Source organism: Paracoccus caeni, from assembly GCF_016629665.1.
GTDB classification, from domain to species: Bacteria; Pseudomonadota; Alphaproteobacteria; order Rhodobacterales; family Rhodobacteraceae; genus Paracoccus; species Paracoccus caeni.
The window spans coordinates 169803-193706 of sequence record NZ_JAEPRQ010000002.1 but is presented as its reverse complement, the minus strand read 5'-3'; the positions used below and the strand labels follow the sequence as shown (position 1 = coordinate 193706).

The window sequence follows — 23904 nt, the reverse complement described above, 5'->3', positions numbered from 1 at the left end:
GCTGTCTCACAAATTCAGAAGGTTGTAGATCAGGCGCGCGGTCTCCGCGTAGCCGTAGGCATTGGGATGCAGGCTATCGGCGATGAACCCATTGGCAGCGCCCTCCGCGAAGGGGCCGAACCTGACGCCGACATCCAGCACCGGAAGGTTGCGCTCGGCACCGAGGGTGCGGATGACATCGGCATAGGCCTGCCACGGATGATCCCGAGACACACCGGGCGACATGGACACGATCAAAACGACCGGCACGCCGATCGCTGCGGCGCGGTCCACGATGGCGGTGAGCGAAGTCCGGTAGTCAGCCGGAGATCGGTTCTGGTTGAAATCGTTCAAGCCCAGTTGCACCAACCAAAGATCCGCATCCAACGACGGCAGCGCCGTGAGTGGGCTGTGATATGCTGATTGATCGGCATACTGGTCTGTGCGCCATGACGTGCGCCCGCAGTTCAGCACGTCGAGACCGGGAGAGGTGCTGTCATAGCAGTGCCAGCCAATAATCTGCACCGGGCCTGAAACGCGAGCGATTTCCAACACCTGATCCGCAGCGGTCGGCGCGGTATAAGTCAGCTTCTGGACCGATCCGATGGCCGGGCTGAAGGATATGCGCGCACCGGGCACGCCCAGCTCAAGGGTCGCCGCGATATCGACAGCGACCCAGACTTCGGCGCGGTCCCAGACAATGCCCGGATCGAACACGACCGCATTCGTCGTGCTGGTGTTCCTCCACATGCTGCCGCCGATCGATGACGCGCCCGACAGACCCCAACCTGCGGGAAGAGTTGTCACCCGAGGGTCATAATCCTGATAGCCGGAGCCACCGGACCCAACCGGAACGGCATTGCCGAACACATTGGCCCATGACGGGCGATAGTCACCGGCGATCTGCGCCAGTGCGGCCGGGTAGGAATAGGCTCGCTTCGATGCCCCATCCAGAGCGGCATGTCCGGACGTGTTGCTGTCGCCGATACAGGCGATCCGGGCGCGCGAAAGCCGCTGGACAACTCCGGCCCGAGCCTTTCGCCAGCGCTGCATGGGCCGGGGCGTCTGCTGGGTGATGCCGCTCAGCGCCGCGGCCCGATCCTCGGGTGCAGAGATCGGCAACCCCATCCAGCGCAGGCCATCGATCGAGGCATAGAAGATTTCGAACCCTGCGGGATCCACGAGCCGAAGTGCCGAGGTGTCGGAGAAATCCATCACGGGACGGCCCATCGCCGATATCGCGTTTCGGGCGAACTGCCAGAATTCAAAGCCGATCGCATCGGTCACACGCAGGGCATCGCCGTCGAGCTTCACGGCATGCTCAAGGGCAACGCTGGCCTTCTGGGACAGACCAAGATCAAGGGCCTCCGTGTCGGCTTTCAATGAGAGCGCGGCGGCAAGGGCGACATCATTCGCGATCCGCGTTGCGACACCCCAGTAAGGGGCGGTCGCAAACAGTGGATCATCCACCTGATTTGCAGGCCCGCGAATGACCAGATGGTTTCCTTCGATCGTCGTGATCCGGCTGAGCGACGCGGGAAGATTGCCCTGACCGAGATCAATGACCTGCTGGCGCGTGGCGAACATTTTGCCAGCAAATCGAATGTCAGCCTTCCCTGACAGCCCATCCAGAATATCCTGCAGCGCATCGGGATCACCCATCGTCTGCACAATCAGCAGCATCAGCTGCCGCAATGCGTGCTTGCCCGGATCAAAGACGCCGGATCGCGGGTCACCGACCGGAAGCGGTGCGTTGACCGGCGCATTCGGCAGGCCGTCGCCGCTGTAGCGGACATGGTCTCGAAGAAGCCGGTTGATGTCGTCGGGGATCGCCATGCATGCCTCAGATATTAAAAAGCCCGCCGAAGCGGGTGGTTGTCGTGGATGGTTTCGAGGCTCACAGCCAGCGCGGGTTCGGCAGGTTGAACTTGACGCTCGCGCCGCTGCCGGATGGGTTGAAGCGATAGAGAGGTGCGAAAAAGCGGGCATTCGCGCTGAAATTGCGATGGTTGGTCCGACCGTTGGCCGCATGGCCGAAGGTAGCGAAATGCGTCGCCCCTTCACCGGCAGCCATGGTCTGCTCCGTCATCAGCGTCTGTCCGATGTAAACAAGGTCTTCATCGTATTCGATGACGCCGAGGAGGAAGCTGCTGCTCGTGGTCGGGTGATCGTTCTTCGCCTCGATGCTCATCAGAAATTGGGCATAGGGGTCGACCTTGAAGATGAAGCGACCGCAGAGATGCGTCACCTCGTTGGCACGTGCCCGGTGACACCAGCCCAGCGTGGGGTTGTCCTCGATCTCGACCCTGACATCTTTCAGATAGACAGGCTCGCGCCGGTCATAGGTTGTCTGCGCGGGCGTGTCGCCAAAGTTTGTCGTCGGAACAAGGCCAGTTGACCATGTCAGGCCGCCATCGACGGAAAGATCACAGATGGTCGGGTCGAGGACAGGAACTTCCTGCATGGTGACCGAGGCGTCGTAGTATCGCCGACCGAGCGCCGTGAGGTCCTCGCCGGAAAAATGCAGATCGTCGTTTGTGGTGACTGGCTGAAGGCCCGTCGATCTGGCGATCTTCAGCCGGGGAAAAGCATCCTCGCGGGTGCCAGCTTGCAGCCTGCGCAGCGCGTTCAGATGTCGCACCCGATACCTGCCATTCGTCGCGCCAACGAGCAGCTCGCCGAAGATGATGTCCGTCTTGTTGCGTTCGACAAGGCCGTTGAACTCGAAGCGCTTGATCATCACGCGGTATTTGTGCGCCTGCAGCTCGACCTGTTCCTGACACTGGGCCTCGCCTTGATGGACGATCAGTCTGTCGAAGCTGGTCGGCGCGCCGGGGATCAGTGGCAGGGCGGTCGCTACCTGTGTCATCAGGAAGGCGTAAAGGTCGCGCTCACCCGGTGTTCGGGACCAGCCGTAATTCGCCAGATCGACAGGGTTCATCATCGACTCGATGTGATGCCCGCCGGCGGCGACGGTGAGGAGATAGACCAACCGCCCTGTCTCGACCTGTGTGGCCTTGCAGAATTGGAAACCGAGGTTGTTTGCGGCAGGGTTGCCGATGAAGGGATCTTGCCCCGGTTCAGCAACCAGCCATGCATCGCCGTTCTTCTCCGGCGCGACCTGACTATTCCAGGCAAAGACCCGAGGATTGAGGCGCAGATCGCCGCCTGTCTGATCGCCCGTGGTGCGCGCATTCGATTGACCGAGCTGCAGCACCACAAGCGGTGGCAGCTGCGCCACGACTGCCTCTGCTGCTGCGGCGGCGGCATTGGCGCGGGCAGCGGCGGCGTCCGCATTGTCGGCAGAGCCTGTGACGCTGTTCACCGCGTCGCGAATATCCTTCTTAGACGGATTATGAACCGCGCTTTCAGTATCCCCGACGGGCAGAGGCGCATCGACCGGCTCATCTGGCAGGCCGTCACCGCTATATCGGACATGGTCGCGCAACAGGCGATCGGCAGTCGTAGCCATGTATACCTCAGTTCAAGGAAAAAGCCCGCGCGAGGCGGGCTGATCGTCAGGATGGGTGCGGGTGGTCAGAAGACGACTGACACCGGTGTGTCGGGTAGAGATTCCAGCCCGGACCGGTTGACGGTACAGACCCAGAAATAGCGCAGCCCGGTTCCACCACCGGCGTCATAGGTGTAGCTGTCAGGGCGACCCGCATTGCCCGCAACCGTCGCGACTAGGGTCGCGGCGCCGAAGCTGGGCGAGGTGCCGACATAGACCCGCGTGCGGAAATAGTTCGTCGCCGCGTTGATCCAATCGAGATAGGCGTTGCCGCCGGTGACCATCACGCCAAACGAGCCGGGCGCATCCGGTCGCACAGGGTCCGCGACAATCGTGACTGTGCCCGCCTTGACCCAGTTGCCGCGACCGACCCACTGAATGCGCACGGTGAACTGTTCACCATCATCGAGGATCCCGGTTTCCGCACGATAATCGTCGGCAGGCATTTCGATCCATTTGGGCTGCGGATCGGGCCACGGCCCCACGGCGGTATAGTTGCCCTTTGCCACCTGCGCCTTGAGCTTCAGGCTGGGGCGGTTCGGATCATCGACCGTAACCGAAAGCTTCACACCGGTGACATCGCCGCTGATGTCCACCAATTGCTGTGTCAGCGCGATACCGGTGATCTCGGGCACCTGTTGCGTGTTCTTCGCAATCTCCGCCAGCGTTGGCGGCAGCGGCCTCTCTTCGGTGGCGGCGTTCCAGCCATAAGGGTTTTGCAGACTGGCGATGCCGATGACGCAAACACCGTCGGCAACCGAAAAGCTGTGGCTGGTCACCTCATAGACGCCGTCGATGCCAAATTCCGGCGCCTGCAGGCGAATGGTGTGGATCCCGTCGCCCTTCGGGAAGCGCGCCTTCAGGCCGACCAGATTGGTGCGGATCGTACCCACCTGATCGCGATGATCCTTGGCGTACCTGATTTTCATCAGACGCTGCAGCTGCGTCCCGGAAGGACACATGTCGTTGTCATAGGCCTGATTGCGCTCCGGCTGATCGCCAATGACCGCGGCGTCCTTGTGATCGGGCACAGGCGTCGGCTGATAGCCATGATCGGGGCTGACAAAGCTTCCCTGCAAGACATTGTAATCGGTGAAGGGGTCAAAGCCGTCATCCATCTCGATCGACAGGATATCCGCCGAGGTGATGGTCACGTCCGGTTCGGACCATCCGCCGCCGAGAATGCCGACCTTACCTTCGGCGGTTTCATAGACCTGACCATCGCAGGTGGCGAGCATCCGCGCCGTCACGTCCTTCAGCGGATCATCGAGCGTGTAATAGCCCGACAACCGATATCGCGGCTCAGTGCCGCCGCCCTTCAGCGCCACGGGCTCTGAGCATCGCGCCGTGAAGGCCGCCCAGGACGCATCGTCCAGTTTGGAGAGCGGAATGTTCCAGCCATCGCGATGCGTCATCAGGTTGCGAATGCACAGGCTGGCGCTGTCCGAGTACACCAGCGAATTCGACATGTTACGGACGCGGACGCCCCGGATTTCCGCCTGCACCTGCGTATGCGGGCCTTTCGGGAACTCCTTTGCAAAATCCTCGTCTGCCGGATCGCCGAAGATGGCCAGAAAGGTCGCTTGCCCTTGCAGCCGGTGTTCGCTGGTCCAAAGTTCGGGGAACAGCGACAGATTGCGCGCCGGGATGTCGGAATAGTCGCCACCATTGCCGGAGCCGTCACGGAAGTAGTTCCGCTTGTAGCGTCCGACCCGGCCATTGGCATCGGTGATAACCGGCTCACCATCCCACCAGAACCGGATCAGCCCATCCACCTGACCGTGATTCATCACCACCAGCTGAAAGAGCTCGCCCTCAGCCGCCTCGTGGAACGCCCTTACGCCGCCCAACAGGTTGCGGCCATACGCACGGATGCGCGGGCTGTCTGTCTGGCTCAGTGTCGCCATGACCTGCTGGCGGGGGATGTTCGGCCTGTTCAGCGACGTGCCCGCCAGCGACCAGAGCACCGAACGTCCGACCGAAACCACGGCTGCCGTTGCCTTCACCGAAAGGCCGAAGAGCTGCAGCGATCCGGGTCCCAAAGCCCAGGTCGCAAACGTGTTGATGAGCGTGAAGACTGCCATTACTTGATCCACGCCCTTTCAGCGAGACGATATCCGAGACGGGACAGGTCAAGGCCCGCCGGGCCGGTAGAAAGCTGGACCAGCATCGCCCCACGCGCCGCCGCCCATGCCTCGAAGGCGCGCAGCAGCGCGAGGCCGGAGCGATCGCGGCTGAACCAGCCGTGTTCCATGGCAATCAGGCGCGGGTTGATGACCGTCGGCTGCAACGATCCGGCGATGAACCCGCCCTCCGAGATCAGCACCACGGCATCAGGGCTAGTGATCAGACGGGCCAGCGTCTGCGCGGTCCACGCCCGATCGACCGGAATCGGCCCATCGACCGCGAGGCGAAGATCCTCGACCATATCGACGATGCGCAGGATATCACCCGCGACAGCCGGTCTTACCCGCGCCACCGCGTCTCATACCCATTTGCGTAAAGCGGCAGGCGATCAAAGCCCCTGTCGTTTGGATATCGCGCTTTCTGGTCCGCATCCGTCCAGCGCCCGCGTGGCGGCTGGTTGCGCCGGTAGAAGAGGCCTTCGCAGTTCAGCGTGAGCCCACGTTTGGTCGCGCCCTCAGCGGTCCACGGCATCGTCAGCATTTCTCCTGTGAACAGAGAAAACATCGGCCCGAGGGGCTGACCGAACTGAATATCCGCGTCCTCGCTCTCGACCAGAAACAGCTGCTCGTAGATCAAGACTTCCCGCCCTTTGACCCGGCTCTTGGCAGCCAGCGCCAGTGCCAGCATTTCCAAGGTTGCGGCCAATTGGAACGAAACCTGCCGCGCCGAGACCTGATAATCGGTATCGATTCCGCTGATCGAGATCAGATCCCCGAGGCCCTGCCAGACATGACCGGCATGTGGAAGATCACCGAATCCGGTCCACCAGCGGCGTGGCGCATCCTTGAAGTCCATGAACACCAGCGCCGCCTGACCGATCCTGCCGGTCCGAAGTTGCTCATCGGGAATGGCGATCAGTTCCTCGCGCGCGCCCATCAGATGGCTTCCTGAAAGCTGATATCGATCTTCGGTCCGAAATCGGCGTAGTCCTGATTGAACAGTCCTTCGGTTTCGGTCGTGAACCGCATTTTGCAGACAGGATGCTCGATTTCGAGGCGGGCACCCGACGGGACGGCCTGCCGCAGCGGCGGTTCAAACTGGATCCGATGCGTCGTGCTGGTCGGCTGCCAATGCAGCTGCACCCGATGCAGCCGTTCACCGATGCTGAAGACCTGCCCCGGACGCAGGCCCGTCGAATTGACAAGCTCGAGATCCATTCGCGTTGCACGAAGCGGAGCCGCAGCGGCTGTCCTGATCCGAACAATTTCGGAATTCTCCATCCCGAAATGCTCCCATGTCTGGGCATCGGACAAATCAGCCATGTCCTCAAGGGGCAATGAATGGCCGTTGCGGTCCTTCGGGCGGAACCATGTATGACACGGGACAAGAGTTGTGCCGATGCGGCCCTGCATCTGCGCCAGGAAAGCCTGCCACTGGAGGACAGCTGCCTCGCCATGAATGACCATCGTTGCCGTCGCCATCCATTTCCCGCGCAGAGTCGGCACGATCGTCTCCGCGCCGCTGATGCTTTCCTGCGGTTCCAATGACTGGCCCGCCAGCCAGAACCGCGTAGAGCGCCATCCTGCGCGATGTGGAAAGTTCACCTGCATTACAGCTCTCGCTTGTTCCGATTGTCGATAACGTCGGGAACCTTTGCGAGGATCGCGCGACCCGCTGCCGCGATTTTGGCGTCGAGCGCCTGTTCGCCGGTCGTGCCGCGAAGGTCGATGACCATTGGAACCGTCGTTTGACGAACATTGCCGCTTGCTGCAGCCATGCGCTTAGAAAGCTGGTGCGGAATGATTTGGGTGCCGCGCGGCAGGTTGACGATTTCCTCGCCGCGTTCGTTCAACCTTGTCCAACCGCCTTCCCAGCTCTTTGTGCCATTGGCATTTGCCCCCAACCCGATCTTCGAGAGGAATCCACCCATGAGCCCTCCAAGGCCACCCGAATTCCAAATCTGCTCAAACCCCTTCGACCAGAGCATATCGCCGAGTTTCGTAGCCAAGGAGGCAAGCACATCCCGGAACGAAGAACCACGCTTTGTCAGTTCCCTCAGGCCGTCGCTCAGGCTTGACTTCCATTCATCCGACGATGCCTTGAGCCGTTTCATGCCCTCATTCAGGCGGGTCAGGGCTTCAATGGCCCGACCGTCTTCCGTATCGGCGCTGACCCCGGCCTTGTTGAGGTTTTCCCAGACGGCGATATCCTCCGCCGACATCCACATGGTGGCCTTCAGTTTGGCGGCCTCATCACGAAGATCTTTCATCACCTTCTGAAGGTCGGTCAGGCGCTCTTTGGCGGACTTTGCCGAACCGCCTGCCTTATCGACTGCGCCTGCGAGACCCGTGCCCGACCCCGACCCAGCAACAGCGGCCTCGGCTTCGGCGGCGCTATCGGCTATCAGATCGGTCATCTGCCGCCACTTTTCGGCGGCAGGCGCGAAAGCATCGTTCACGACGTCCCGCGCATGCTGCGCGGCCTCGCTGGACGCGGTCAACGCCGCCGTCGACGCAATCAAGGAATCCGTGCCGGATCTCATCGATGACGTAATAGCGGGATCTAGAAAATCTCCATTGAGGTTCATCGACCTCAGCCCGGACTGGAATGACGCCAGCATGTCGGACCAGCCATGCTGAATATCAGCCATCAGGCCGAAGAACTCGCCCTTGATCTTGAGCCAGACAGCAGAGAGCGCAGGCGGAATCGCTTCGGCGGAATCTGCGATGCCCTTCCAGACCAACGCGGACAGCTCGCCCAGCATTTTCATGGCCTCGCCGAAGCCGCCGGCGGCGCGGATCAGATCGGCGAAGCCGGTGACCGCACGGTAAATCCAGACCACCGGCGAGAACTCGATCAACCGTTTCAGCGCATCGCCGACGCCGGTGAACCTGTTTGCCGCCTCCAGCCCGGCCTTCGCGAGGTTCCAGAGGCCTGCCACTGCAGAAGAGACGATGGTGATCACCGATGACAGGAAGCGCGCCACGCCGCCGATCGCAGATGCCAACCCCTCGAAGACAAGGCGCAAGCCACTGCCCTTTGTCATCAGCGAGACGAAGGCACGCGCCAGCGCCTCGAGGATGGGCGCGAAGGCAGCGCCGAGCGAGTTGCGCACGCCGCGCATGACCATGCCGACCTCGCCGAGGGACAGCTTCATCGCCGCCAGCGATCTGACGGTGCGGTTGCTCATCACCGCGCCAAGCTCTTCGGCGCGGGCGGCATATTCCCCCATGGCCTTGCCGCCATTCTGTAGCAGGGGCAGCAGCAGCGTGCTGTCCGACGCAATGGCCTCCATATAGAAGGTCATATCCTGCTGGTTCAGATTGGCCTTTTCGAGCGTATCGACATAGAGTTGCAGAGCCTTCGGACCGGACAGCTTGCGGAACTGATCCGCCGTCACCCCGACTTTTGGGGCGACCACCTCGAAGAAATCCTTCATCGGTCCGCCGCCGGTCGAGATGAAATCGCCGACGCGATCGTTCATGTCCTTCAGGATGTCGGACAGCTTTTCCTGCTCGATGCCGACGGTGCGCGCGCCCGCCGCCCAGCCTTGAAACTCTTCGGGCGTCGCGTTGGCCATGCGGGACAGGTTGTGGATCTCGCCAGCCGCGTTGATCGCCGCCGCCGAAAGTCCGGCCAGCGCGACGGTCGCGGTTGCGGCAGCCGTCGCGATCGCCGCGCCCAGATTCTTGCCGATTCCCCCAAGGCGATCCTGCAGCGAGCGCACGCCCGGCAGATCGCCGAGCGCACCGAGGCGACGGTTGACCTCGCCGCTGAAGCGCTGGATCGAGTATCAGCGCCGCGCGCACTTCACCCAGATTGCGGCCACCGCCGCCGAGGAAACCGGGCTGCCGGTCTTCGCAGGCCGCTTCTCCTGACCTGACCACAGAGACCCGGCGCGGTGGTCGCGCCGGTGCCGGGGCGCATCAGCCGAAGAAAGGCTGTCCCGAGTTGTCGCCTCCCGCGCCCCGGCCATTCCTTCAAAGGACAGGCCGATGACCCGTCACGAAAACCTTCCTCCCGAACAGCCCGCCCATCCGATCGATGTGCCGGTTTATGATTTCGTCGAGCCGACGCCGCTGCAATCGACCAGAGGGCGCGATGCGATGGCCGCGATTGTGGCGACCGTTGCCACCATTGCCGCTCTCTGGGTGTTTCTATGAACGCGCCGATGGTTCATCGCGGGGTCGAGATCGTGCGGCTCGATGTGCCCAGCACGCCGTTCGTCTGGTTCAATGACGAAACCGAAGGGCATGGCGAGGCGAACTCGGTCGAAGAGGCGATTGCGCAGATCAATGCCCACCTTGATGAGCAGGGTGCGCCATGAAGCCCCTGATCTGCACGTCCGATTATCCCTGCTGGATCCCCGGTACCGGCTTTCGCGTGGTCGAGGTCACAGCCACAACCTGCGCGATCGAGGACACGCCGATGACTGGGAAGATGCCGCCGGTCTTCTACGGCACTGATCACGTTGATCCGCTCGAGCTGCTGCGGTTCATCTTCCCCGGCGACGGCCAGCTGATCACAGAGACGCCTTCGGCGATCCATCTCATGCCTGTGTCTGTGCCGGAATCGCTGGAAATCATGGGCGCGTCGTTGGCGGTGCTGCTGCTGTTCCGGTGGCTGCCTAAGGCAACGGAGGCTGCGGAGAAGGTTCGCGGCAAAAAGAAAAGCGGGTGGGCGTAATGGCTGACCTTCACTTCACAATCTGCGACCTACGCCAGCGCATCAGCGCACTGCCCCAGGTCGAATATATGCGTGGCGATTTCTTGGAACAGCACAAGGCGCACCGCGAAGCTGCGCGGGCGCTCGGTCAATACCTAACCGAAACTTATGGCGCCAAGGTCAGCGAGCGCCACGACGCCAACCGCATCACCATGCACCGTATCACTTCGACCAGCACAAGCGGGCTGATCGGGGCATTTCAAAACTGGATTGCCGCCGCCGAGAAGCGGCACGCGATCACCATCGGAGATCAGTCATGAAGAACAAGCTCACCGATTTGAACAATCACCTGTTCGCGCAGCTCGAGCGCCTTTCGGACGAGGGGCTGTCCTCAGAGCAGATCGAACAAGAGGCAAAGCGCGCGGATGCCATAGTGTCGATCTCGGATCAGATTATGCGCAACGCCGATCTGTCTTTGCGCGCATGCAAACTGGTCGCTGACCATGGTGATCGCTTTCTAAACCACCTTCCAATGCTGGGCAAACCGGAATGAAGGGCCGAGCGATCACGTATCACGACGATGAGTTGTCGTGGATCGAGGCGCGCAAGGAAATGCCGCGCCGGGAGCTGCATGCCATGTTCTGCGCCCGCTTCGAACGTGATGATGTGTCGCTCAATAACTTCAAGGCGCTCTGCAAACGGCAGGGCTGGATGACTGGACGCACCGGGTGTTTTGCAAAGGGTCAGGTGCCGCCAAACAAGGGCAAGCCGATGCCGCCCGAGGTTCGAGCAAAGTGCCTGGTGACAGCCTTCAAGCCCGGAAATCTGCCACACAACCATCGCGGCGCCGGTCACGAGCGGATCGACAGCAAGGACGGCTATGTCGTGATGATCGTCGATGAAACCAACCCCTGGACAGGTGCCGCGACCCGACCTGTCCACAAGCATCGCTATCTTTGGGAGAAGGCAAACGGGCCGATTCCTCCAGGGCACGTGCTGAAGTGTTTGGACGGCAACAAAACAAATTGCGACCCGTCGAACTGGGAATTGATCCCACAAGCGATGCTGCCTCGGCTGAACGGACGCTTCGGACGGAATTATGATGCTGCTCCGGATGAGCTGAAACCGACAATCATGGCGGTCACCAAGCTGGAGCACAGGGTCCGCGAAGCCCGAAAGGGTAAGCGATGATCAACGATGAATGGCCCTTCGACACCCTTACGCCCATGAAATACGGCGCGATCCTCGCGGACCCGCCGTGGTCGTATGAGATGCGATCCGAGACAGGTTATGCCAAGTCGCCCGAGGCGCAGTATCAGACCATGCCCACCGAGGACATCGCGGCCTTGCCCGTCACCCATCTGGCCGGGCCTGATTGCCTGCTGTTCATGTGGTCGACGTGGCCGCACCTGCCGATGGCACTAGAGGTGATGAGGGCGTGGGGCTTCCGCTATGTGACCGGCGGCAGTTGGACGAAGCGCACGCGGCACTGGAACGTCAACATGGGCACAGGCTATTGCCTTCGATCGGCGACGGAGCCGTTCATCGTCGGCAAGATCGGGCATCCCAAGATCAGGGATAAGGGCCAGCGCAACCTGATCGTCGCGCCTGAGGCGATCCCTGACGCGATCGAGGGTATCCGCCGCGAGCACAGCCGCAAACCTCCAGAGATGCGCCAGATGATCGACAAGCTGCTGCCCGATGTCTGGGGCTGCGAGCTATTCGCGCGCGAGGGGTGGGAAGGCCGCGACATCTGGGGCAACCAGACCGAGAAGTTTGAGGCCGCGTCATGAAGCCAAGACTGACATTCGAGCAGTCCGTGCCGACCTACGGCAGGATCCTTGCCATGAGCTGCGGCGCGAAGGTCGGTGCTGTCTATCCTCAGGGCGATGGCCCGGCGACTTGGTGGTGCTACGTCACAGACCAGCGGGGCGAGGCAAAGTCTGTCGAAGTGGTACAGGGCGCGCTCGCCGTGGCATTTGGTAAATGGATGGAGAGGGCAGGGGTTGCGCAAACGGCATCGTTCGCAGGTGTCGTGGGGGAGGAACCCTGATGGCAGCGCGCCGCGCAGTGATGACCGAGGCGCAGGCTCGCCGGTTTATCCGGGCGGCGCGCGCAGAGGATCCTCGAGCTGTGGTCGAGATTGTGACCGAAGCGGGGACCATCCGCATCATGCCTGAACCGACAGTTGCGCCGACAGTTGAACAGGAACACGATAAGAGGAAGCCGATTCCGTGGACCTGAACGACATGAAGATTGCCTATCCGGGGCTACTGCGCGAAAAACTTCCATCCGGCGCGGTGCGTTATCGGGTGCGGGTCGAAGGGGATAAGGCCCGACGTATCCCGCTGACAGTTACCCCTGAACATCCTCAGTTCGTCGAAATCTACCACGCTGCGAGGGCAGGGGTCCGGATCGAGCCGGAGGCATCCCCTGAAGATCGCGCGATCCGAGGCTCAATAGGATGGCTGGCAGCAAAGCACTTGGCGGCGATGGAGCGCGCCGTCGAGGCCAGGTCCCTGTCGCCATTAACCCTCAAAAAGCGCCGTGGCGTGATGAAGGTGCTGACATCAAAATATGCCGATTATGCGCTCGATATACCGCAGTCGAAACTGGTCGAGTTGCGTGACGATATGATCGAAACGCCGGCATGGGCCGACAGCGTGATCGAGGGTATCCGCGCTATGTACAGATGGGCCGCGGACAGGCGGCTATGCGCAGTCAATCCAGCAATCGGAATTGCTCGCATCGATCGAGGCAAAGGCGGCGCGATTCCATGGACGCCCGACGATCTCCGCAAGTATAGGGAGTATCATCAGCCCGGCACCGCGGCACATCTTGCCCTTACAATCTTCATGTTCACCGCTTGTCGGATATCGGACGCAATTCGGTTGGGGCGACAGCATGAAACCACCATTGAGGGAGTTCGCGCTCTTCAATGGCAGCCGGTCAAGCGTGATTCAGCTAAGGTCGCCATCCCTATGTTGCCGCCACTCTACAAGGCCACAAGGGCGTCTAAGGTGACAGGTGAGACCTATCTTCTCAACTATCGCGGAAAGCCGTTTTCGACGCCGGATTCGCTCGGGCAGATGTTCCGCCGCTGGTGCAGGGACGCAGGGCTAGAGGACCGGTCATCTCACGGGATACGGAAGGCCGCAGCGCACCTTCTGGCCCAGGAAGGATGCTCGCAATATCAGATCATGACCGTTCACGGTCATACTCAGGCTAAGACATCTGAGGTCTATACAAAGGGCGTCGAGAGGTGGCGACTCGCACGTGATGCGATGACCGCTCTTGAGGTCATGGATTGGTAAGTGTCCCACGGACGTTTCTGGCGTGGGACACATCGCGCCGTAACCCGATAAAAATAAAGCATAATAATTTTGAGGATGGAGCGGGTGATGGGAATCGAACCCACGTATTCAGCTTGGAAGGCTGCTGCTCTACCATTGAGCTACACCCGCGCTGCGAACCGTATAGGCGGAGCGGCGGGAAGGATCAAGCTATCCGATGCCGCGGGCGCGCAAATCCTCGCGCAGTTGCGCGGCGTCCGAAAAATGGATGCCGTCCATGCCGACCTGTCGGGCGCCGTCGGCATTCGCGCGGCTGTCGTCGATGAAGATGCAATCTTCGGCGCGCAGACCGTTGCGTTCACAGAGGCGCAGATAGATGGCGGCTTCGGGTTTCAGGATGCCCTCGACGCCGGAGATGACGATATCCTCGAACAAATCCAGTAGTCGGGGATATTGGCGCGTCGCCGCGTCCCAGGTCTCGGCCCCCCAGTTGGTGATCGCGAAAAGCCGGTGGCCCGAGGCTTTCAACTCATCCGCAAGCTCCCATGTGCCGGGGACGGGCTGAGTGATCGTGTGCGGGAAGCCGTTCAGATAGCCGGTCAGCGGATCGGCCAGATCGCCATGCTGCTTGCGCGCATGGGCGAGACCGTCCGCGAAAGAGCGGCCACCGTCCTGCGCGCGGTTCCAGTCATTGAAGCCGATCTTGTCGAACCACTGGCGTGTGGCATCGTGATCGTCGAAATGATCGCTGAAGGCGTGGACGGGGTCCCAGTGGATCAGCACCTGACCAAGATCAAAGACGATATGTTTCATCGGCGCCTCGCAAAGAAATCCTGTAACAACGCGCGGGCATCCGCAGCGCCAAGCCCGTCATAGATCTGCGGGCGGTGATGACATTGCGGATGATCGAACACGCGCGCACCATGCGCAACCCCGCCCATGCGCGGATCGCCCGCGCCGTAATAAAGCCTGCCGATCCGCGCGGCGGAAATGGCCGCGGCGCACATGGGGCAGGGCTCCAGCGTCACCCAGAGATCGTGGTCGGGCAGGCGCTCGGACCCGGCGGCGGCGCAGGCGGCGCGGATCGCCAGAATTTCGGCATGGGCGGTCGGGTCGGACAGCTCTCGGGTGCGGTTGCCGGCTGCGGCGACGATGCGGCCATCGGGTGCGACGACCACCGCGCCGACCGGAACCTCGCCCCGTCCGGCGGCGGCACGCGCCTCGGCCAGCGCTGCATCCATATGTGAGGTGAACACGCTCATCCCCGCTTCATCGCAAGCGGCGGGCGACAGCGCAAGCGGGCGGCGTTTGCGGCTTTCCTCGGTCGGTCGCTTCGCGTATCAAGGGCGCTTGCCACCGCAGGGATGCGAAGGAGACAGCGCAATGACCGAAGACAATACCCCCACACCCAATCCCGAACCCGAAAAAGCCGAGCGGATCGCCAAGATGATGGCCCGCGCAGGCGTCGCCAGCCGTCGCGAGGCCGAGCGGATGATCGTCGAAGGGCGCGTCACCGTGAACGGCGAGCGGATCTCCTCGCCCGCATTGGACGTGCTGTCCACTGATCGGATCGCGATTGATGGTAAGCGCATGGATGCGCCGCAAGAGACAAGATTATGGCTTTATTACAAACCGATAGGGCTTGTTACCTCGGAAGCGGATGAGCGTGGCCGTCAGACCGTTTTTGACGCCCTGCCGCGCGATTTGCCGCGGGTGATGACCATTGGCCGCCTTGACCTTAACTCCGAAGGGTTGCTGCTGCTGACCAATGACGGCGAGCTGAAGCGGCGGCTTGAACTGCCCTCGACCGGCTGGCTGCGGCGGTATCGGGTGCGGGTGAATGGCACGCCGAACGACCTGACCTTTGCGCCTTTGCGCCGTGGCGTGACCATCGATGGCGAGGAATTCGCACCGATGGAGATCAAGCTGGACAGTCAGCAGGGCGCGAATGCCTGGCTGACCGTCGGCATCCGCGAGGGCAAAAACCGCGAGATTCGTCGGACGATGGCGCATGTCGGGCTGCAGGTGAACAGGCTGATCCGGATCGGATATGGCCCGTTCAAGCTGGTCGGGCTGGAAAAGAACCAGGTTTCGGAAGTGAAGCGGCGGGTTCTGCGCGATCAGTTGGGCGGCCTTTTGACCGGCGAGGCGATCGAGAAAGAGCGCGAGATGCGTCCGCGCGGTGCCGACCGTGGCGCCGACAGGGCCGAGGGTGGTCCGCGCAAGCCTTTCCGCAGCGGCGATGCCGAGGGTGCGCCGCGCCGCAGTTTCCGCGCCGACGGCCCGAAACCTGCCGGAGGTGCGCCGCGCTTTGCCGGGCGTGGCGAATCGCGGGATGGCGATGCCGAGCGTCCGCGCCGCTTTGGCGCGAAACCTGCAGGCGGTGAACGTGGCGAATCGCGTTCGGGCAAGCCGGGTCCGCGTGACGGATCGGCGCGTGACGGCGGATCGCGCGACTGGAACAGCCGCGAGCGGCACCCCCGCGAGGCGGCAGAAGGTGCGCGCGAAGGTGGCTACCGTGATCGTCCTGCGTCGTCGCGGCGCGATGGTGATGGCGGCAAGCCGGGCGCTCGGTCCGGTTCGGGCAAGCCGGGATTCGGCAAGCCTTCGGGTCGGCCCGGTCAGTCCGGTCCGCGTGACGGCGCTGCACGTGAGGGTGGCCCGCGCGGCTGGAACGGCGGCGAGCGGCGTCCGCGTGAGGCGGCAGAAGGTGGTCGCGAAGGCGACTATCGTGATCGTCCCGCGTTCTCGCGGCGAGAGGATGATGCGGGCAAACCGGGCGGTCGCTCGGGCGCGGGCAAGCCCGCATTCGGCAAGCCGAAGGGCCGGCCGGGGCAATCCGGGTCACGCGACGGATTTGCAGGGAAACCTGGGCGCAGCAGTTCGGAAAGCAAGCCGTTCCGCAATCCCAAGGCTGAGGGAAAGCCGGGATTGTCGGATCGCGGACGCGGCAAGCCTTCCGGCGGGCCCGGTGGGCGGCCTTCCGGAAAACCGGGCGGTCGTTCAGGAGGGAAACCGCGCGGCTAGGTCAATGATTTGATGAAATATCTGATCGGTCCGGCGCAGATGATGCGCCGGTCCGCAGGAATGCCGTCACTTGGTGAGGATCAGCTTTCCAGCCCGCGTGATGCGAAGCTGATAGATCTGGTCATCCAGAATGATCAGTGCCTGATTGCCGCCACGCGTTAACTCGTTTGCGTCATGTTGCGGAATCCGCGCCAGGGCGCTGGTGCCGGGAGGCGTGAAATCGGCAGGGCGTGCGGCGGTCATGCTTGGCCTCTTCATGTTTTGAACCACTTTCGTCAAATCTGACAAATTTGCTCTGGATTGTCAAAGTAAAATAGTCGGAAATTTTTCGACAGGCAAGATTTTCTCGTCAGAGGTCATCCTGCCTGCCGTTTGAGGCTTGATTCAGTTGCCTTTCAGGCAATCATCCAACGTCGTCGCAAGGCTGCGGATCAACTGGGCATAAAGGTCCGCGCCTTGGTCCAGCGCATTGCCTTCGGGGTCCAGCGGCTCGCCAAGGCGGGTTTCGGTGCCGTCAATCGCAGCGGTGACCAGCTTCGGATCGTGGACCGTTTCGGGGAAGGCGCAGGTTGCGCCCGACTCGGCGATCTGGGCGCGCAGGCTTTCGATCCGCGCAGCGGAGGGGCTGCTGGCATCGCCTTCGGACATCGCAATCGCGGGCTTCAGCCCATAGTGATCGGTGAAATAGCCATAGGCGTCGTGGAAGACGACAAAACTTGCCTCGGCATGGGGGGCAAGCTGCGCCTTGATCTCGGCATCCAGTTCTTGCGCCGCATTGGTCGCGGCTTCGGCATTGGCGGCATAGGTCGCGGCATTTTCGGGATCGGCCTTGGACAGGGTTTCGGCGATGGCCGAAAGCCACGGCCCGGCATTGCCCGGGTCCAGCCATGCGTGAGGGTCAACTCCGGTATGGACATGGTCATGCGCGCCATGATCGTGACCTTCGTGGTCGTGGTCGTGGTCGTGGTCGTGGTCGTGGTCGTGGTCGTGGTCGTGGTCGTGGTCGTGGTCGTGGTCGTGGTCGTGGTCGTGGTCGTGCGAATGCCCGGCATGATCATCTGCATGGTCGTGCTCGCCGTGGTCATGATCGCCATGGGCGTGATCGTGATCCGCCTCGGCACCATATTCACGCAGATGCGTTCCGGCGACCTGAAGCAATTGCAATTGCTGCGTATTCTCGCCCAGCGATCCCGCCGCGCGGTCCAGCCACGGCGTCAGTTGCGGGCCGGTCCAGATCAGCAAACCCGCATCCTGCAATGCACGCGCATCCGAAGGGCGCATCTGGTGGTGGTGAACGCTGGCGCCCTTGGGTAGCAGAACGTGAAACTCGCCCAGATCGCCCAGAACCTGCTGGATCAGCGATCCGGTGATCGGCGTATCGGCGACGATGCTGGGCGGGGCGGCAAGGGCAGGGGTGGTGGCGGCAGCAAGCGCAAGTGCGGAAATAGTGAGGCGCATGGAGGCAAATCCTGGATTTGTTGCGGGCGGTTACCTATCTGTGTTATAGCATAACAAGTCAATCAGAACGTAATAAAGTAACAAAATTGTCTGATCCGCACATCGATATATCCGGCGCTGCTTTCACCCCGCATGACCATCACCAGTGTAGCACACGGGCGTTGGACGAGGCAGAATCGCGGCTTGCCGACAAAGGTGCCCGGTTGACGCCGGTGCGCCGCCGCACGCTTGAGATTCTGCTGGAATCGCATCGGGCCATCGGCGCCTATGAGATCCTTGAACGGCTTGGCTCGGAAGGTTTCGGGCATCAGCCGCCGGTGGCCTATCGCGCGCTGGAGTTTCTGGTTCAGCACGGGCTTGCACATCGGCTGCAGCGCCTGAACGCCTTTGCAGCCTGTCTGCATCCGGGGCACGATCACGCGCCTGCCTTTCTGATCTGCCGCGAATGCGACACGCTGGCCGAATTGCCGGGCGCGCCGCTACGCGCGGTCCTGACCGAACAGGCCACGGATGCCGGTTTCACCGTCGAGCGCGTGACGATCGAGGCGCTTGGCCTGTGCCCTGCCTGCGCCGATGCTGCCGGACCGGACGAGGCCGGGCGCGAATGACCGCGCTGATCGAGGCAGAGCGGCTGACGATCCTGCGCCCCGGCAGCACCGAGCCGGTTCTGCAAGACATCCATTTCCGCATCGATCCGCAGGAAATCATCACCGTGGTCGGACCGAACGGCTCGGGCAAATCCTCGCTGGTGCGGGCGTTGCTGGGGCATATGCCGCTGGCCTCGGGCCGGATCGAGCGGCGGCGCGATCTGCGTATCGGCTATGTGCCGCAGCGGGTGCAGATCGACACCGCGATCCCGATGACGGTGCGCCGGTTTCTGTCCTTGCCCCGGCGGGTCAGCGACGGGCTTGCGGCACAGGCGCTGGCGCGAACCGGGGTTGAGGGGATCGAGAAGCGGCAATTGACCCAGCTTTCGGGCGGTCAGTTTCAGCGTGTCCTGCTGGCGCGGGCGCTGTTGCACGATCCGAACCTGCTGGTTCTGGACGAGCCGACACAGGGGCTGGATCAGCCCGGCATCGTGGCATTCTATAAACTGATCGAAGAGGTCAGGCGCGAAACCGGGGCAGCCGTGCTGATGGTCAGTCACGATCTGCTGGTGGTGATGCGCGCCTCGGACCGGGTGATCTGCCTGAACGGGCATATCTGCTGCGAGGGCACGCCCCAGCATGTCAGTAGTGCGCCGGAATACCGCGCGCTGTTCGGACGCGGTTCCGAGGGCACGCTGGCGCTTTACGAACACCATCACGACCATGACCACGACGATGATTGCGCCGACGGGGCGCATCATCATCACGATCACGGCCATCACCATACGGAAAAGCAGCGCGCCTGACGGCGAGCGACGGGACAGGCAGGGGCATCCGATGCTGGACGATTTCTTCATTCGGGCGCTGCTGGCCGGGATTGGCCTTGCGCTGGTCGCGGGGCCGTTGGGCAGTTTCGTGGTCTGGCGGCGGATGGCCTATTTCGGCGACTCGACCGCTCATGCCGCCATTCTGGGCGTGGCGTTGGCGCTGGCGTTCAATCTGTCGATCTATGCCGGGACGTTGCTGGTTGCGCTGACCATGGCGCTGGTGGTGACGGCGCTGGTCTCGCGCGGGCAGGCGATGGACACGGTTCTGGGGGTGATGGCGCATTCGGCGCTGGCGATCGGTCTGGTTGCGATCAGCTTCGTGCCGACGGCGCGGTCGGATCTGTCAGCCTATCTCTTCGGGGACATCCTTCTGGTCGGCAAAACCGATCTTCTACTGATCTGGGGCGGGTCGCTGGCGGTGCTGGCGCTGCTGGTCTGGCGCTGGCAGCGGCTGCTGACCGCGACGCTGAACGAGGAACTGGCCATGGCCGCGGGAATCGATCCGCGATTCGAGCGGCTTGTCCTGTCGATTGCACTGGCGATTGTCGTTGCGCTGTCGATTCGAGTGGTCGGATCGCTGCTGATTTCGGCTATTTTGATCGTGCCATCGGCGGCTGCTCGCGGATTGGCGCGAACGCCCGAGCGGATGGCCGCGCATGCCTCGTTGATCGCTGCGATCTCGGTTCTGGCGGGTCTTTGGTCAAGTTTGCACCTGGATACGCCAGCGGGGCCCTCTATCGTGGCTGCAGCTGCAGCATTCTTCGCATTTTCCTTGGTTTTCCGACGCAATTAGTGCAGGATTGCAACACTTCACCGGACCGCCCGCAGGCTTCGGAACCAGGGGCACAGCAAGGTGTTGGCCATTATGCAACAGTCGGCATGACCCCGGATCGGATTTGATTTAATGCTGCTTTTCAACCGTTCGGGTTTGTGTAACTGTCGCAGCGATGTTGCCGGAGACGGCAGCCTTCAAACGAAACGGAGCATGATCATGACCAAATTCGCTACTTTCGCTGCCGCTCTCGGCCTGACCGCTTCTTCGGCTCTGGCCGGTGGCTATGTCGCACCTATCGTCGACGTAGAGCCGGTTGTCGTCGAAGAGAAACCCGCTTCGTCGAACGCTGGCCTGGTGGTTCCCGCCCTGCTGCTGCTCGGCGTGATCGCGGCCGTCGCTTCGGACGACGACGACAGCTGATTACGGGACAGATTGGTTTCGACCGATCTGTTTTTAAGGGGGTTGGCTTCGGCCAGCCCCCTTTACTTTTGCGCTGACCTCAAAGGTTTCCGACACCAACCCGGCAACCTTCGGACATGAAAAAAGGCCCGGTTGAGACCGGGCCTTTTTCGTGACGTCTGGCAAAGATTATTCCGGTGCGTTGTCGTCGCCGGTCTCTGCCTCTGCTTCGCCAGCTTCGGCATCGCCCTGTTCGGCGATCCGCGCGACCGAGACGACCACTTCGCCATTGGTCGTATTGAAGACCCGCACGCCGCCTGCGCTGCGCGAGCGGAAGCTGATCCCGTCCACCGGCACCCGGATCGACTGCCCGGTCGAGGTAGCAAGCATGATCTGATCGTCCAGTTCGACAGGGAAGCTTGCGACCAGCGGGCCGCCCCGCATCGCCTTGTCCATCGCCATGACGCCCTGACCACCGCGCCCGCGCACCGGATAATCGTGGCTGGAGCTGATCTTGCCGGACCCTTTCGAGGTGATGGTCAGGATCATATCCTCGGCCGCCGACATTTCAGCATAGCGTTCCTGCGTGATCGCGGCTTCGGCCACGGCTTCTTCATCCTCATCCGGCTCGGCCCCATCATCCAGCGCACCGGCAACCGCGCGGCGCATCTTCAGATAGGCGGCGCGTTCGGCAGGTTCGGCCTCGAAGTGACGGATCACGGCCATGCTGACCACGCGGTCGTCCTTGCCCAGACGGATGCCACGGACGCCGGTTGAATCGCGGCCCTTGAAAACGCGGACGGCGGTGGTCTGGAAGCGGATGGCGCGGCCCATTGCGGTCAGCATCATCACGTCATCATCTTCGGTCGCAAGGCGCACGCCGATCAGGCTGACGCCCTCGGGCAGTTTCATCGCAATCTTGCCGTTGGATTTGATATTGGTGAAATCCGACAGCGCGTTGCGACGGACATCGCCCTCATCGGTGGCAAAGATCACCTGATAGCTTTCCCATTCCGTCTCGGGGGCATCCATCGGCAGCAAAGCCGCGATCGACACGCCGGGCTCGATCGGCAGGATATTGACGATGGCCTTACCCTTCGCCGTGCGCCCGCCCAGCGGCAGACGCCATGTCTTCAGCCGATAGACCATGCCATCGGTGGTGAAGAACAACAGCTCGGTATGGGTATTGGCGACGAACAGCGTGGTGACCACGTCGTCTTCCTTGGTCGCCATCCCCGACAGGCCCTTGCCGCCGCGCCGCTGGCTGCGGAATTCGGCCAGCGCCGTGCGCTTGATATAGCCGCCCGAGGTGATGGTGACGACCATATCCTCGCGCTCGATCAGGTCTTCGTCTTCCATGTCGCCGGACCAGTCGGTGATCTCGGTGCGGCGGGGGACGGCGAAAAGCTCTTTCACCTCGCGAAGCTCGTCGCTGATGATGCCAAGGATACGCTCGCGCGAGGCAAGGATCGCCAGATATTCGCGGATCGCATCGGCAAGCTGCTGCAACTCGTCGGTGACTTCCTGCACGCCAAGCTGGGTCAGGCGTTGCAGGCGCAGGTCCAGAATGGCGCGGGCCTGCGTTTCCGACAGGTTATAGGTGCCGTCATCATTGACCGGATGCAGCGGATCATCGATCAGCTTCAGATATTCAAGGATCGAATGGGCGGGCCAGCGCCGCTCCATCAGCCGCTCGCGCGCCTCCGCCGCATCGGCAGAGGACCGGATCGTTGCCACGACCTCATCGACATTGCTGACAGCGACGGCCAGACCGCACAGCACATGGCTGCGTTCACGGGCCTTGCGCAACTCATAGGCGGTACGGCGGGCGACGACCTCTTCGCGGAAGGTCAGGAAATGCGTCAGGAAGTCGCGCAAGGTCAGATGCTCGGGCCGACCGCCGTTCAGCGCCAGCATGTTGCAGCCGAAGCTGGTCTGCAGCGAGGTGAAGCGGAACAACTGGTTCAGCACCACATCGGGGGTCGCGTCGCGCTTTAGCTCGATCACGACGCGGACGCCGTGACGGTCGGATTCGTCCTGAACCGAGGCGATGCCCTCGACCCGCTTTTCCTTGGCCAGTTCGGCGATCCGCTCGATCAGGGTGGCCTTGTTCACCTGAAACGGAATCTCGTCGATGACGATGGCAAAGCGGTCCTTGCGCGGTTCCTCGATATGGGTTTTCGAGCGGATGATGACGCTGCCGCGCCCTTCCAGATAGGCTTTCCGCGCGCCGGAGCGGCCAAGGATCGTCGCGCCGGTCGGAAAATCCGGGCCGGGGACGATCTCAAGCAGACGCTCGGTCGGCAGGTCGGGTTCATCGATCAGGGCAAGCGTCGCGTCGATCACTTCGCCAAGGTTATGCGGCGGGATATTGGTCGCCATGCCGACGGCGATCCCGCCTGCGCCATTGACCAGCATGTTCGGGAAGCGCGCCGGCAGAACGGTCGGCTCGCGGTCCTTGCCGTCATAGTTGTCCTGAAACTCGACGGTATCCTTGTCGATATCCATCAGCAGATAGTTCGCGACCTTCTGCATCCTGACTTCGGTATAGCGCATGGCCGCAGCCGGATCGCCGTCCATCGAGCCGAAGTTGCCCTGACCATCCAGAAGCGGCAGCGACATGGAAAAGTCCTGCGCCATGCGGACAAGGGCGTCATAGATCGCGCCGTCGCCATGCGGGTGATACTTACCCATGACATCGCCCACCGGCCGCGCCGATTTGCGGTAGGGCTTGTCGGCGGTGTTGCCGCTTTCATCCATCGCATAGAGAATGCGGCGGTGAACCGGCTTCAGCCCGTCGCGCAGATCGGGGATCGCGCGGCTGACGATGACCGACATCGCATAGTCGAGATAAGAGGTTCGCATCTCGTCCGAGATGTCGATGACCGGCCCGTCATGCGGCATGACGTGGCGCTGCACGGCGCCATTCTCGTCCTCTGAATCCGGGTTTTCGGGCAGGTCGTCTTCGGGGGTATCGGCCACGGATATTCCTCAACATCTTGTTGTCATATCATATAGCGAACACATCCTCCGGGGGCAATCGCAGCCCCGGTTTTCCGGGTGTTTTTCGCGTCTTATGGCCGGATTCTGCCGTTATTCCGGGAGAAAGCCGGAGAGGGGATGAGAATGCGCGGTTGGAGCCGTCAGATCATCGCTGATGGGAAGGTGCGCGCCCGGAATCAAGTCGCCCTTGGGCGACGCCGGGCAGTGCCCGACCGCCCGCACGGGCGGGCACTTTGGTGATGTTGCGCGCCAC

At 62.3% G+C, this 23904-nt stretch carries 26 protein-coding genes and 1 tRNA gene; 14 read left to right on the top strand and 13 right to left on the bottom strand.

The window, feature by feature from the left end; translation table 11 throughout:
* Positions 1-6: 6 nt before the first annotated feature.
* The 7 genes from JJJ17_RS07750 to JJJ17_RS07720 form a co-directional block, all read right to left on the bottom strand.
* Positions 7-1815 carry an SGNH/GDSL hydrolase family protein gene (locus JJJ17_RS07750; protein ID WP_200685159.1) on the bottom strand — a complete coding sequence of 603 codons (1809 nt, stop codon included), beginning with the start codon at positions 1813-1815 and terminating at the stop codon, positions 7-9.
* Positions 1816-1876: 61 nt separating this feature from the next.
* Positions 1877-3220, bottom strand: coding sequence for a sialate O-acetylesterase (locus JJJ17_RS07745; RefSeq protein WP_200685158.1), 1344 nt, complete (start codon positions 3218-3220; stop codon positions 1877-1879).
* A 296-nt stretch (positions 3221-3516) separates the two neighbouring features.
* Positions 3517-5574, bottom strand: coding sequence for a phage tail protein (locus JJJ17_RS07740; RefSeq protein ID WP_200685157.1), 2058 nt, complete (start codon positions 5572-5574; stop codon positions 3517-3519).
* Positions 5574-5969, bottom strand: a complete 396-nt coding sequence (locus JJJ17_RS07735; protein WP_200685155.1) for a hypothetical protein — start codon at positions 5967-5969, stop codon at positions 5574-5576. The genes JJJ17_RS07740 and JJJ17_RS07735 overlap by 1 nt, the downstream gene beginning before the upstream one ends.
* Positions 5957-6553: a hypothetical protein gene (locus JJJ17_RS07730; RefSeq protein WP_200685153.1), complete on the bottom strand. Its 597-nt coding sequence runs from the start codon at positions 6551-6553 to the stop codon at positions 5957-5959. Before JJJ17_RS07730 ends, JJJ17_RS07735 begins: the two co-directional genes overlap by 13 nt.
* The gene (locus tag JJJ17_RS07725) at positions 6553-7161 is read right to left on the bottom strand and encodes a hypothetical protein (protein WP_200685151.1); all 609 of its coding nucleotides are present in this window, start codon (positions 7159-7161) and stop codon (positions 6553-6555) included. Before JJJ17_RS07725 ends, JJJ17_RS07730 begins: the two co-directional genes overlap by 1 nt.
* A 65-nt stretch (positions 7162-7226) precedes the next feature.
* Positions 7227-9344 carry a phage tail tape measure protein gene (locus tag JJJ17_RS07720; protein WP_200685149.1) on the bottom strand — a complete coding sequence of 706 codons (2118 nt, stop codon included), beginning with the start codon at positions 9342-9344 and terminating at the stop codon, positions 7227-7229.
* Positions 9345-9612: 268 nt separating this feature from the next.
* On the opposite strand from JJJ17_RS07720, the gene JJJ17_RS07715 reads away from it, so the two are divergent.
* The 9 genes from JJJ17_RS07715 (at position 9613) to JJJ17_RS07675 (ending at position 13596) form a co-directional block, all read left to right on the top strand.
* The gene (locus JJJ17_RS07715) at positions 9613-9780 is read left to right on the top strand and encodes a hypothetical protein (protein ID WP_200685147.1); all 168 of its coding nucleotides are present in this window, start codon (positions 9613-9615) and stop codon (positions 9778-9780) included.
* Positions 9777-9944 (top strand): hypothetical protein, encoded by a 168-nt coding sequence (locus JJJ17_RS07710; protein WP_200685146.1) that lies wholly within the window; start codon positions 9777-9779, stop codon positions 9942-9944. Before JJJ17_RS07715 ends, JJJ17_RS07710 begins: the two co-directional genes overlap by 4 nt.
* Positions 9941-10303: a hypothetical protein gene (locus JJJ17_RS07705; RefSeq protein ID WP_200685142.1), complete on the top strand. Its 363-nt coding sequence runs from the start codon at positions 9941-9943 to the stop codon at positions 10301-10303. Before JJJ17_RS07710 ends, JJJ17_RS07705 begins: the two co-directional genes overlap by 4 nt.
* A complete protein-coding gene (locus JJJ17_RS07700) occupies positions 10303-10602 on the top strand; it encodes a hypothetical protein (RefSeq protein WP_200685136.1) in 300 nt (99 codons plus the stop codon). Before JJJ17_RS07705 ends, JJJ17_RS07700 begins: the two co-directional genes overlap by 1 nt.
* Positions 10599-10835 (top strand): hypothetical protein, encoded by a 237-nt coding sequence (locus JJJ17_RS07695; RefSeq protein ID WP_200685134.1) that lies wholly within the window; start codon positions 10599-10601, stop codon positions 10833-10835. Before JJJ17_RS07700 ends, JJJ17_RS07695 begins: the two co-directional genes overlap by 4 nt.
* Positions 10832-11473: an HNH endonuclease signature motif containing protein gene (locus tag JJJ17_RS07690; protein WP_200685132.1), complete on the top strand. Its 642-nt coding sequence runs from the start codon at positions 10832-10834 to the stop codon at positions 11471-11473. The genes JJJ17_RS07695 and JJJ17_RS07690 overlap by 4 nt, the downstream gene beginning before the upstream one ends.
* Positions 11470-12075 carry an MT-A70 family methyltransferase gene (locus tag JJJ17_RS07685; RefSeq protein WP_200685130.1) on the top strand — a complete coding sequence of 202 codons (606 nt, stop codon included), beginning with the start codon at positions 11470-11472 and terminating at the stop codon, positions 12073-12075. The genes JJJ17_RS07690 and JJJ17_RS07685 overlap by 4 nt, the downstream gene beginning before the upstream one ends.
* A 259-nt stretch (positions 12076-12334) precedes the next feature.
* Positions 12335-12526: a hypothetical protein gene (locus JJJ17_RS07680; RefSeq protein WP_200685128.1), complete on the top strand. Its 192-nt coding sequence runs from the start codon at positions 12335-12337 to the stop codon at positions 12524-12526.
* Positions 12517-13596 carry a tyrosine-type recombinase/integrase gene (locus JJJ17_RS07675; protein ID WP_325168784.1) on the top strand — a complete coding sequence of 360 codons (1080 nt, stop codon included), beginning with the start codon at positions 12517-12519 and terminating at the stop codon, positions 13594-13596. Before JJJ17_RS07680 ends, JJJ17_RS07675 begins: the two co-directional genes overlap by 10 nt.
* A 76-nt stretch (positions 13597-13672) precedes the next feature.
* Here JJJ17_RS07675 and JJJ17_RS07670 read toward each other — a convergent pair.
* From JJJ17_RS07670 to JJJ17_RS07660, 3 genes are all read right to left on the bottom strand, one after another.
* Positions 13673-13746 (bottom strand) — tRNA-Gly (locus JJJ17_RS07670).
* Positions 13747-13785: 39 nt separating this feature from the next.
* On the bottom strand, positions 13786-14388 hold the full coding sequence (locus JJJ17_RS07665) for an HAD family hydrolase (protein ID WP_200685126.1): 603 nt from the start codon (positions 14386-14388) through the stop codon (positions 13786-13788).
* A complete protein-coding gene (locus JJJ17_RS07660; RefSeq protein WP_200685124.1) occupies positions 14385-14837 on the bottom strand; it encodes a nucleoside deaminase in 453 nt (150 codons plus the stop codon). Before JJJ17_RS07660 ends, JJJ17_RS07665 begins: the two co-directional genes overlap by 4 nt.
* Before the next feature lie 121 nt (positions 14838-14958).
* Here JJJ17_RS07660 and JJJ17_RS07655 point away from each other — a divergent pair, with 121 nt between their 5' ends.
* Positions 14959-16602 (top strand): pseudouridine synthase, encoded by a 1644-nt coding sequence (locus tag JJJ17_RS07655; RefSeq protein ID WP_200685122.1) that lies wholly within the window; start codon positions 14959-14961, stop codon positions 16600-16602.
* A gap of 66 nt (positions 16603-16668) precedes the next feature.
* On the opposite strand, the gene hemP is transcribed toward JJJ17_RS07655, so the two are convergent.
* Both hemP and JJJ17_RS07645 read right to left on the bottom strand, forming a co-directional pair.
* Positions 16669-16845 carry a hemin uptake protein HemP gene (gene hemP, locus JJJ17_RS07650; protein ID WP_200685120.1) on the bottom strand — a complete coding sequence of 59 codons (177 nt, stop codon included), beginning with the start codon at positions 16843-16845 and terminating at the stop codon, positions 16669-16671.
* Positions 16846-16986: 141 nt separating this feature from the next.
* Positions 16987-18060, bottom strand: coding sequence for a zinc ABC transporter substrate-binding protein (locus JJJ17_RS07645; protein ID WP_200685118.1), 1074 nt, complete (start codon positions 18058-18060; stop codon positions 16987-16989).
* An 86-nt stretch (positions 18061-18146) separates the two neighbouring features.
* On the opposite strand from JJJ17_RS07645, the gene JJJ17_RS07640 reads away from it, so the two are divergent.
* From JJJ17_RS07640 to JJJ17_RS07625, 4 genes are all read left to right on the top strand, one after another.
* Positions 18147-18668: a Fur family transcriptional regulator gene (locus JJJ17_RS07640; RefSeq protein WP_234463976.1), complete on the top strand. Its 522-nt coding sequence runs from the start codon at positions 18147-18149 to the stop codon at positions 18666-18668.
* Positions 18665-19453: a metal ABC transporter ATP-binding protein gene (locus JJJ17_RS07635; RefSeq protein WP_200685116.1), complete on the top strand. Its 789-nt coding sequence runs from the start codon at positions 18665-18667 to the stop codon at positions 19451-19453. The genes JJJ17_RS07640 and JJJ17_RS07635 overlap by 4 nt, the downstream gene beginning before the upstream one ends.
* 31 nt (positions 19454-19484) lie before the next feature.
* Positions 19485-20267 (top strand): metal ABC transporter permease, encoded by a 783-nt coding sequence (locus tag JJJ17_RS07630; protein ID WP_200685757.1) that lies wholly within the window; start codon positions 19485-19487, stop codon positions 20265-20267.
* A 198-nt stretch (positions 20268-20465) separates the two neighbouring features.
* Positions 20466-20669, top strand: coding sequence for a hypothetical protein (locus JJJ17_RS07625; protein ID WP_407673346.1), 204 nt, complete (start codon positions 20466-20468; stop codon positions 20667-20669).
* 168 nt (positions 20670-20837) lie between these two features.
* Here the strand turns inward: JJJ17_RS07625 and gyrA are convergent, their stop codons facing one another.
* Positions 20838-23552 (bottom strand): DNA gyrase subunit A, encoded by a 2715-nt coding sequence (gene gyrA / locus JJJ17_RS07620; protein ID WP_200685756.1) that lies wholly within the window; start codon positions 23550-23552, stop codon positions 20838-20840.
* Between the last annotated feature and the right edge of the window lie 352 nt (positions 23553-23904).

Excerpts from the sequence above, each read along its gene's own strand:
- JJJ17_RS07750 (WP_200685159.1), bottom strand. The coding sequence starts at position 1,815 with ATGGCGATCCCCGACGACATCAACCGGCTTCTTCGAGACCATGTCCGC.
- JJJ17_RS07740 (WP_200685157.1), bottom strand. The coding sequence starts at position 5,574 with ATGGCAGTCTTCACGCTCATCAACACGTTTGCGACCTGGGCTTTGGGA.
- JJJ17_RS07730 (WP_200685153.1), bottom strand. The coding sequence starts at position 6,553 with ATGGGCGCGCGCGAGGAACTGATCGCCATTCCCGATGAGCAACTTCGG.
- JJJ17_RS07715 (WP_200685147.1), top strand. The coding sequence starts at position 9,613 with ATGACCCGTCACGAAAACCTTCCTCCCGAACAGCCCGCCCATCCGATC.
- JJJ17_RS07710 (WP_200685146.1), top strand. The coding sequence starts at position 9,777 with ATGAACGCGCCGATGGTTCATCGCGGGGTCGAGATCGTGCGGCTCGAT.
- JJJ17_RS07705 (WP_200685142.1), top strand. The coding sequence starts at position 9,941 with ATGAAGCCCCTGATCTGCACGTCCGATTATCCCTGCTGGATCCCCGGT.
- JJJ17_RS07700 (WP_200685136.1), top strand. The coding sequence starts at position 10,303 with ATGGCTGACCTTCACTTCACAATCTGCGACCTACGCCAGCGCATCAGC.
- JJJ17_RS07695 (WP_200685134.1), top strand. The coding sequence starts at position 10,599 with ATGAAGAACAAGCTCACCGATTTGAACAATCACCTGTTCGCGCAGCTC.
- JJJ17_RS07690 (WP_200685132.1), top strand. The coding sequence starts at position 10,832 with ATGAAGGGCCGAGCGATCACGTATCACGACGATGAGTTGTCGTGGATC.
- JJJ17_RS07685 (WP_200685130.1), top strand. The coding sequence starts at position 11,470 with ATGATCAACGATGAATGGCCCTTCGACACCCTTACGCCCATGAAATAC.
- JJJ17_RS07680 (WP_200685128.1), top strand. The coding sequence starts at position 12,335 with ATGGCAGCGCGCCGCGCAGTGATGACCGAGGCGCAGGCTCGCCGGTTT.
- JJJ17_RS07665 (WP_200685126.1), bottom strand. The coding sequence starts at position 14,388 with ATGAAACATATCGTCTTTGATCTTGGTCAGGTGCTGATCCACTGGGAC.
- JJJ17_RS07660 (WP_200685124.1), bottom strand. The coding sequence starts at position 14,837 with ATGAGCGTGTTCACCTCACATATGGATGCAGCGCTGGCCGAGGCGCGT.
- JJJ17_RS07655 (WP_200685122.1), top strand. The coding sequence starts at position 14,959 with ATGACCGAAGACAATACCCCCACACCCAATCCCGAACCCGAAAAAGCC.
- hemP (WP_200685120.1), bottom strand. The coding sequence starts at position 16,845 with ATGACCGCCGCACGCCCTGCCGATTTCACGCCTCCCGGCACCAGCGCC.
- JJJ17_RS07645 (WP_200685118.1), bottom strand. The coding sequence starts at position 18,060 with ATGCGCCTCACTATTTCCGCACTTGCGCTTGCTGCCGCCACCACCCCT.
- JJJ17_RS07635 (WP_200685116.1), top strand. The coding sequence starts at position 18,665 with ATGACCGCGCTGATCGAGGCAGAGCGGCTGACGATCCTGCGCCCCGGC.
- JJJ17_RS07630 (WP_200685757.1), top strand. The coding sequence starts at position 19,485 with ATGCTGGACGATTTCTTCATTCGGGCGCTGCTGGCCGGGATTGGCCTT.
- JJJ17_RS07625 (WP_407673346.1), top strand. The coding sequence starts at position 20,466 with ATGACCAAATTCGCTACTTTCGCTGCCGCTCTCGGCCTGACCGCTTCT.
- gyrA (WP_200685756.1), bottom strand. The coding sequence starts at position 23,552 with ATGCCGCATGACGGGCCGGTCATCGACATCTCGGACGAGATGCGAACC.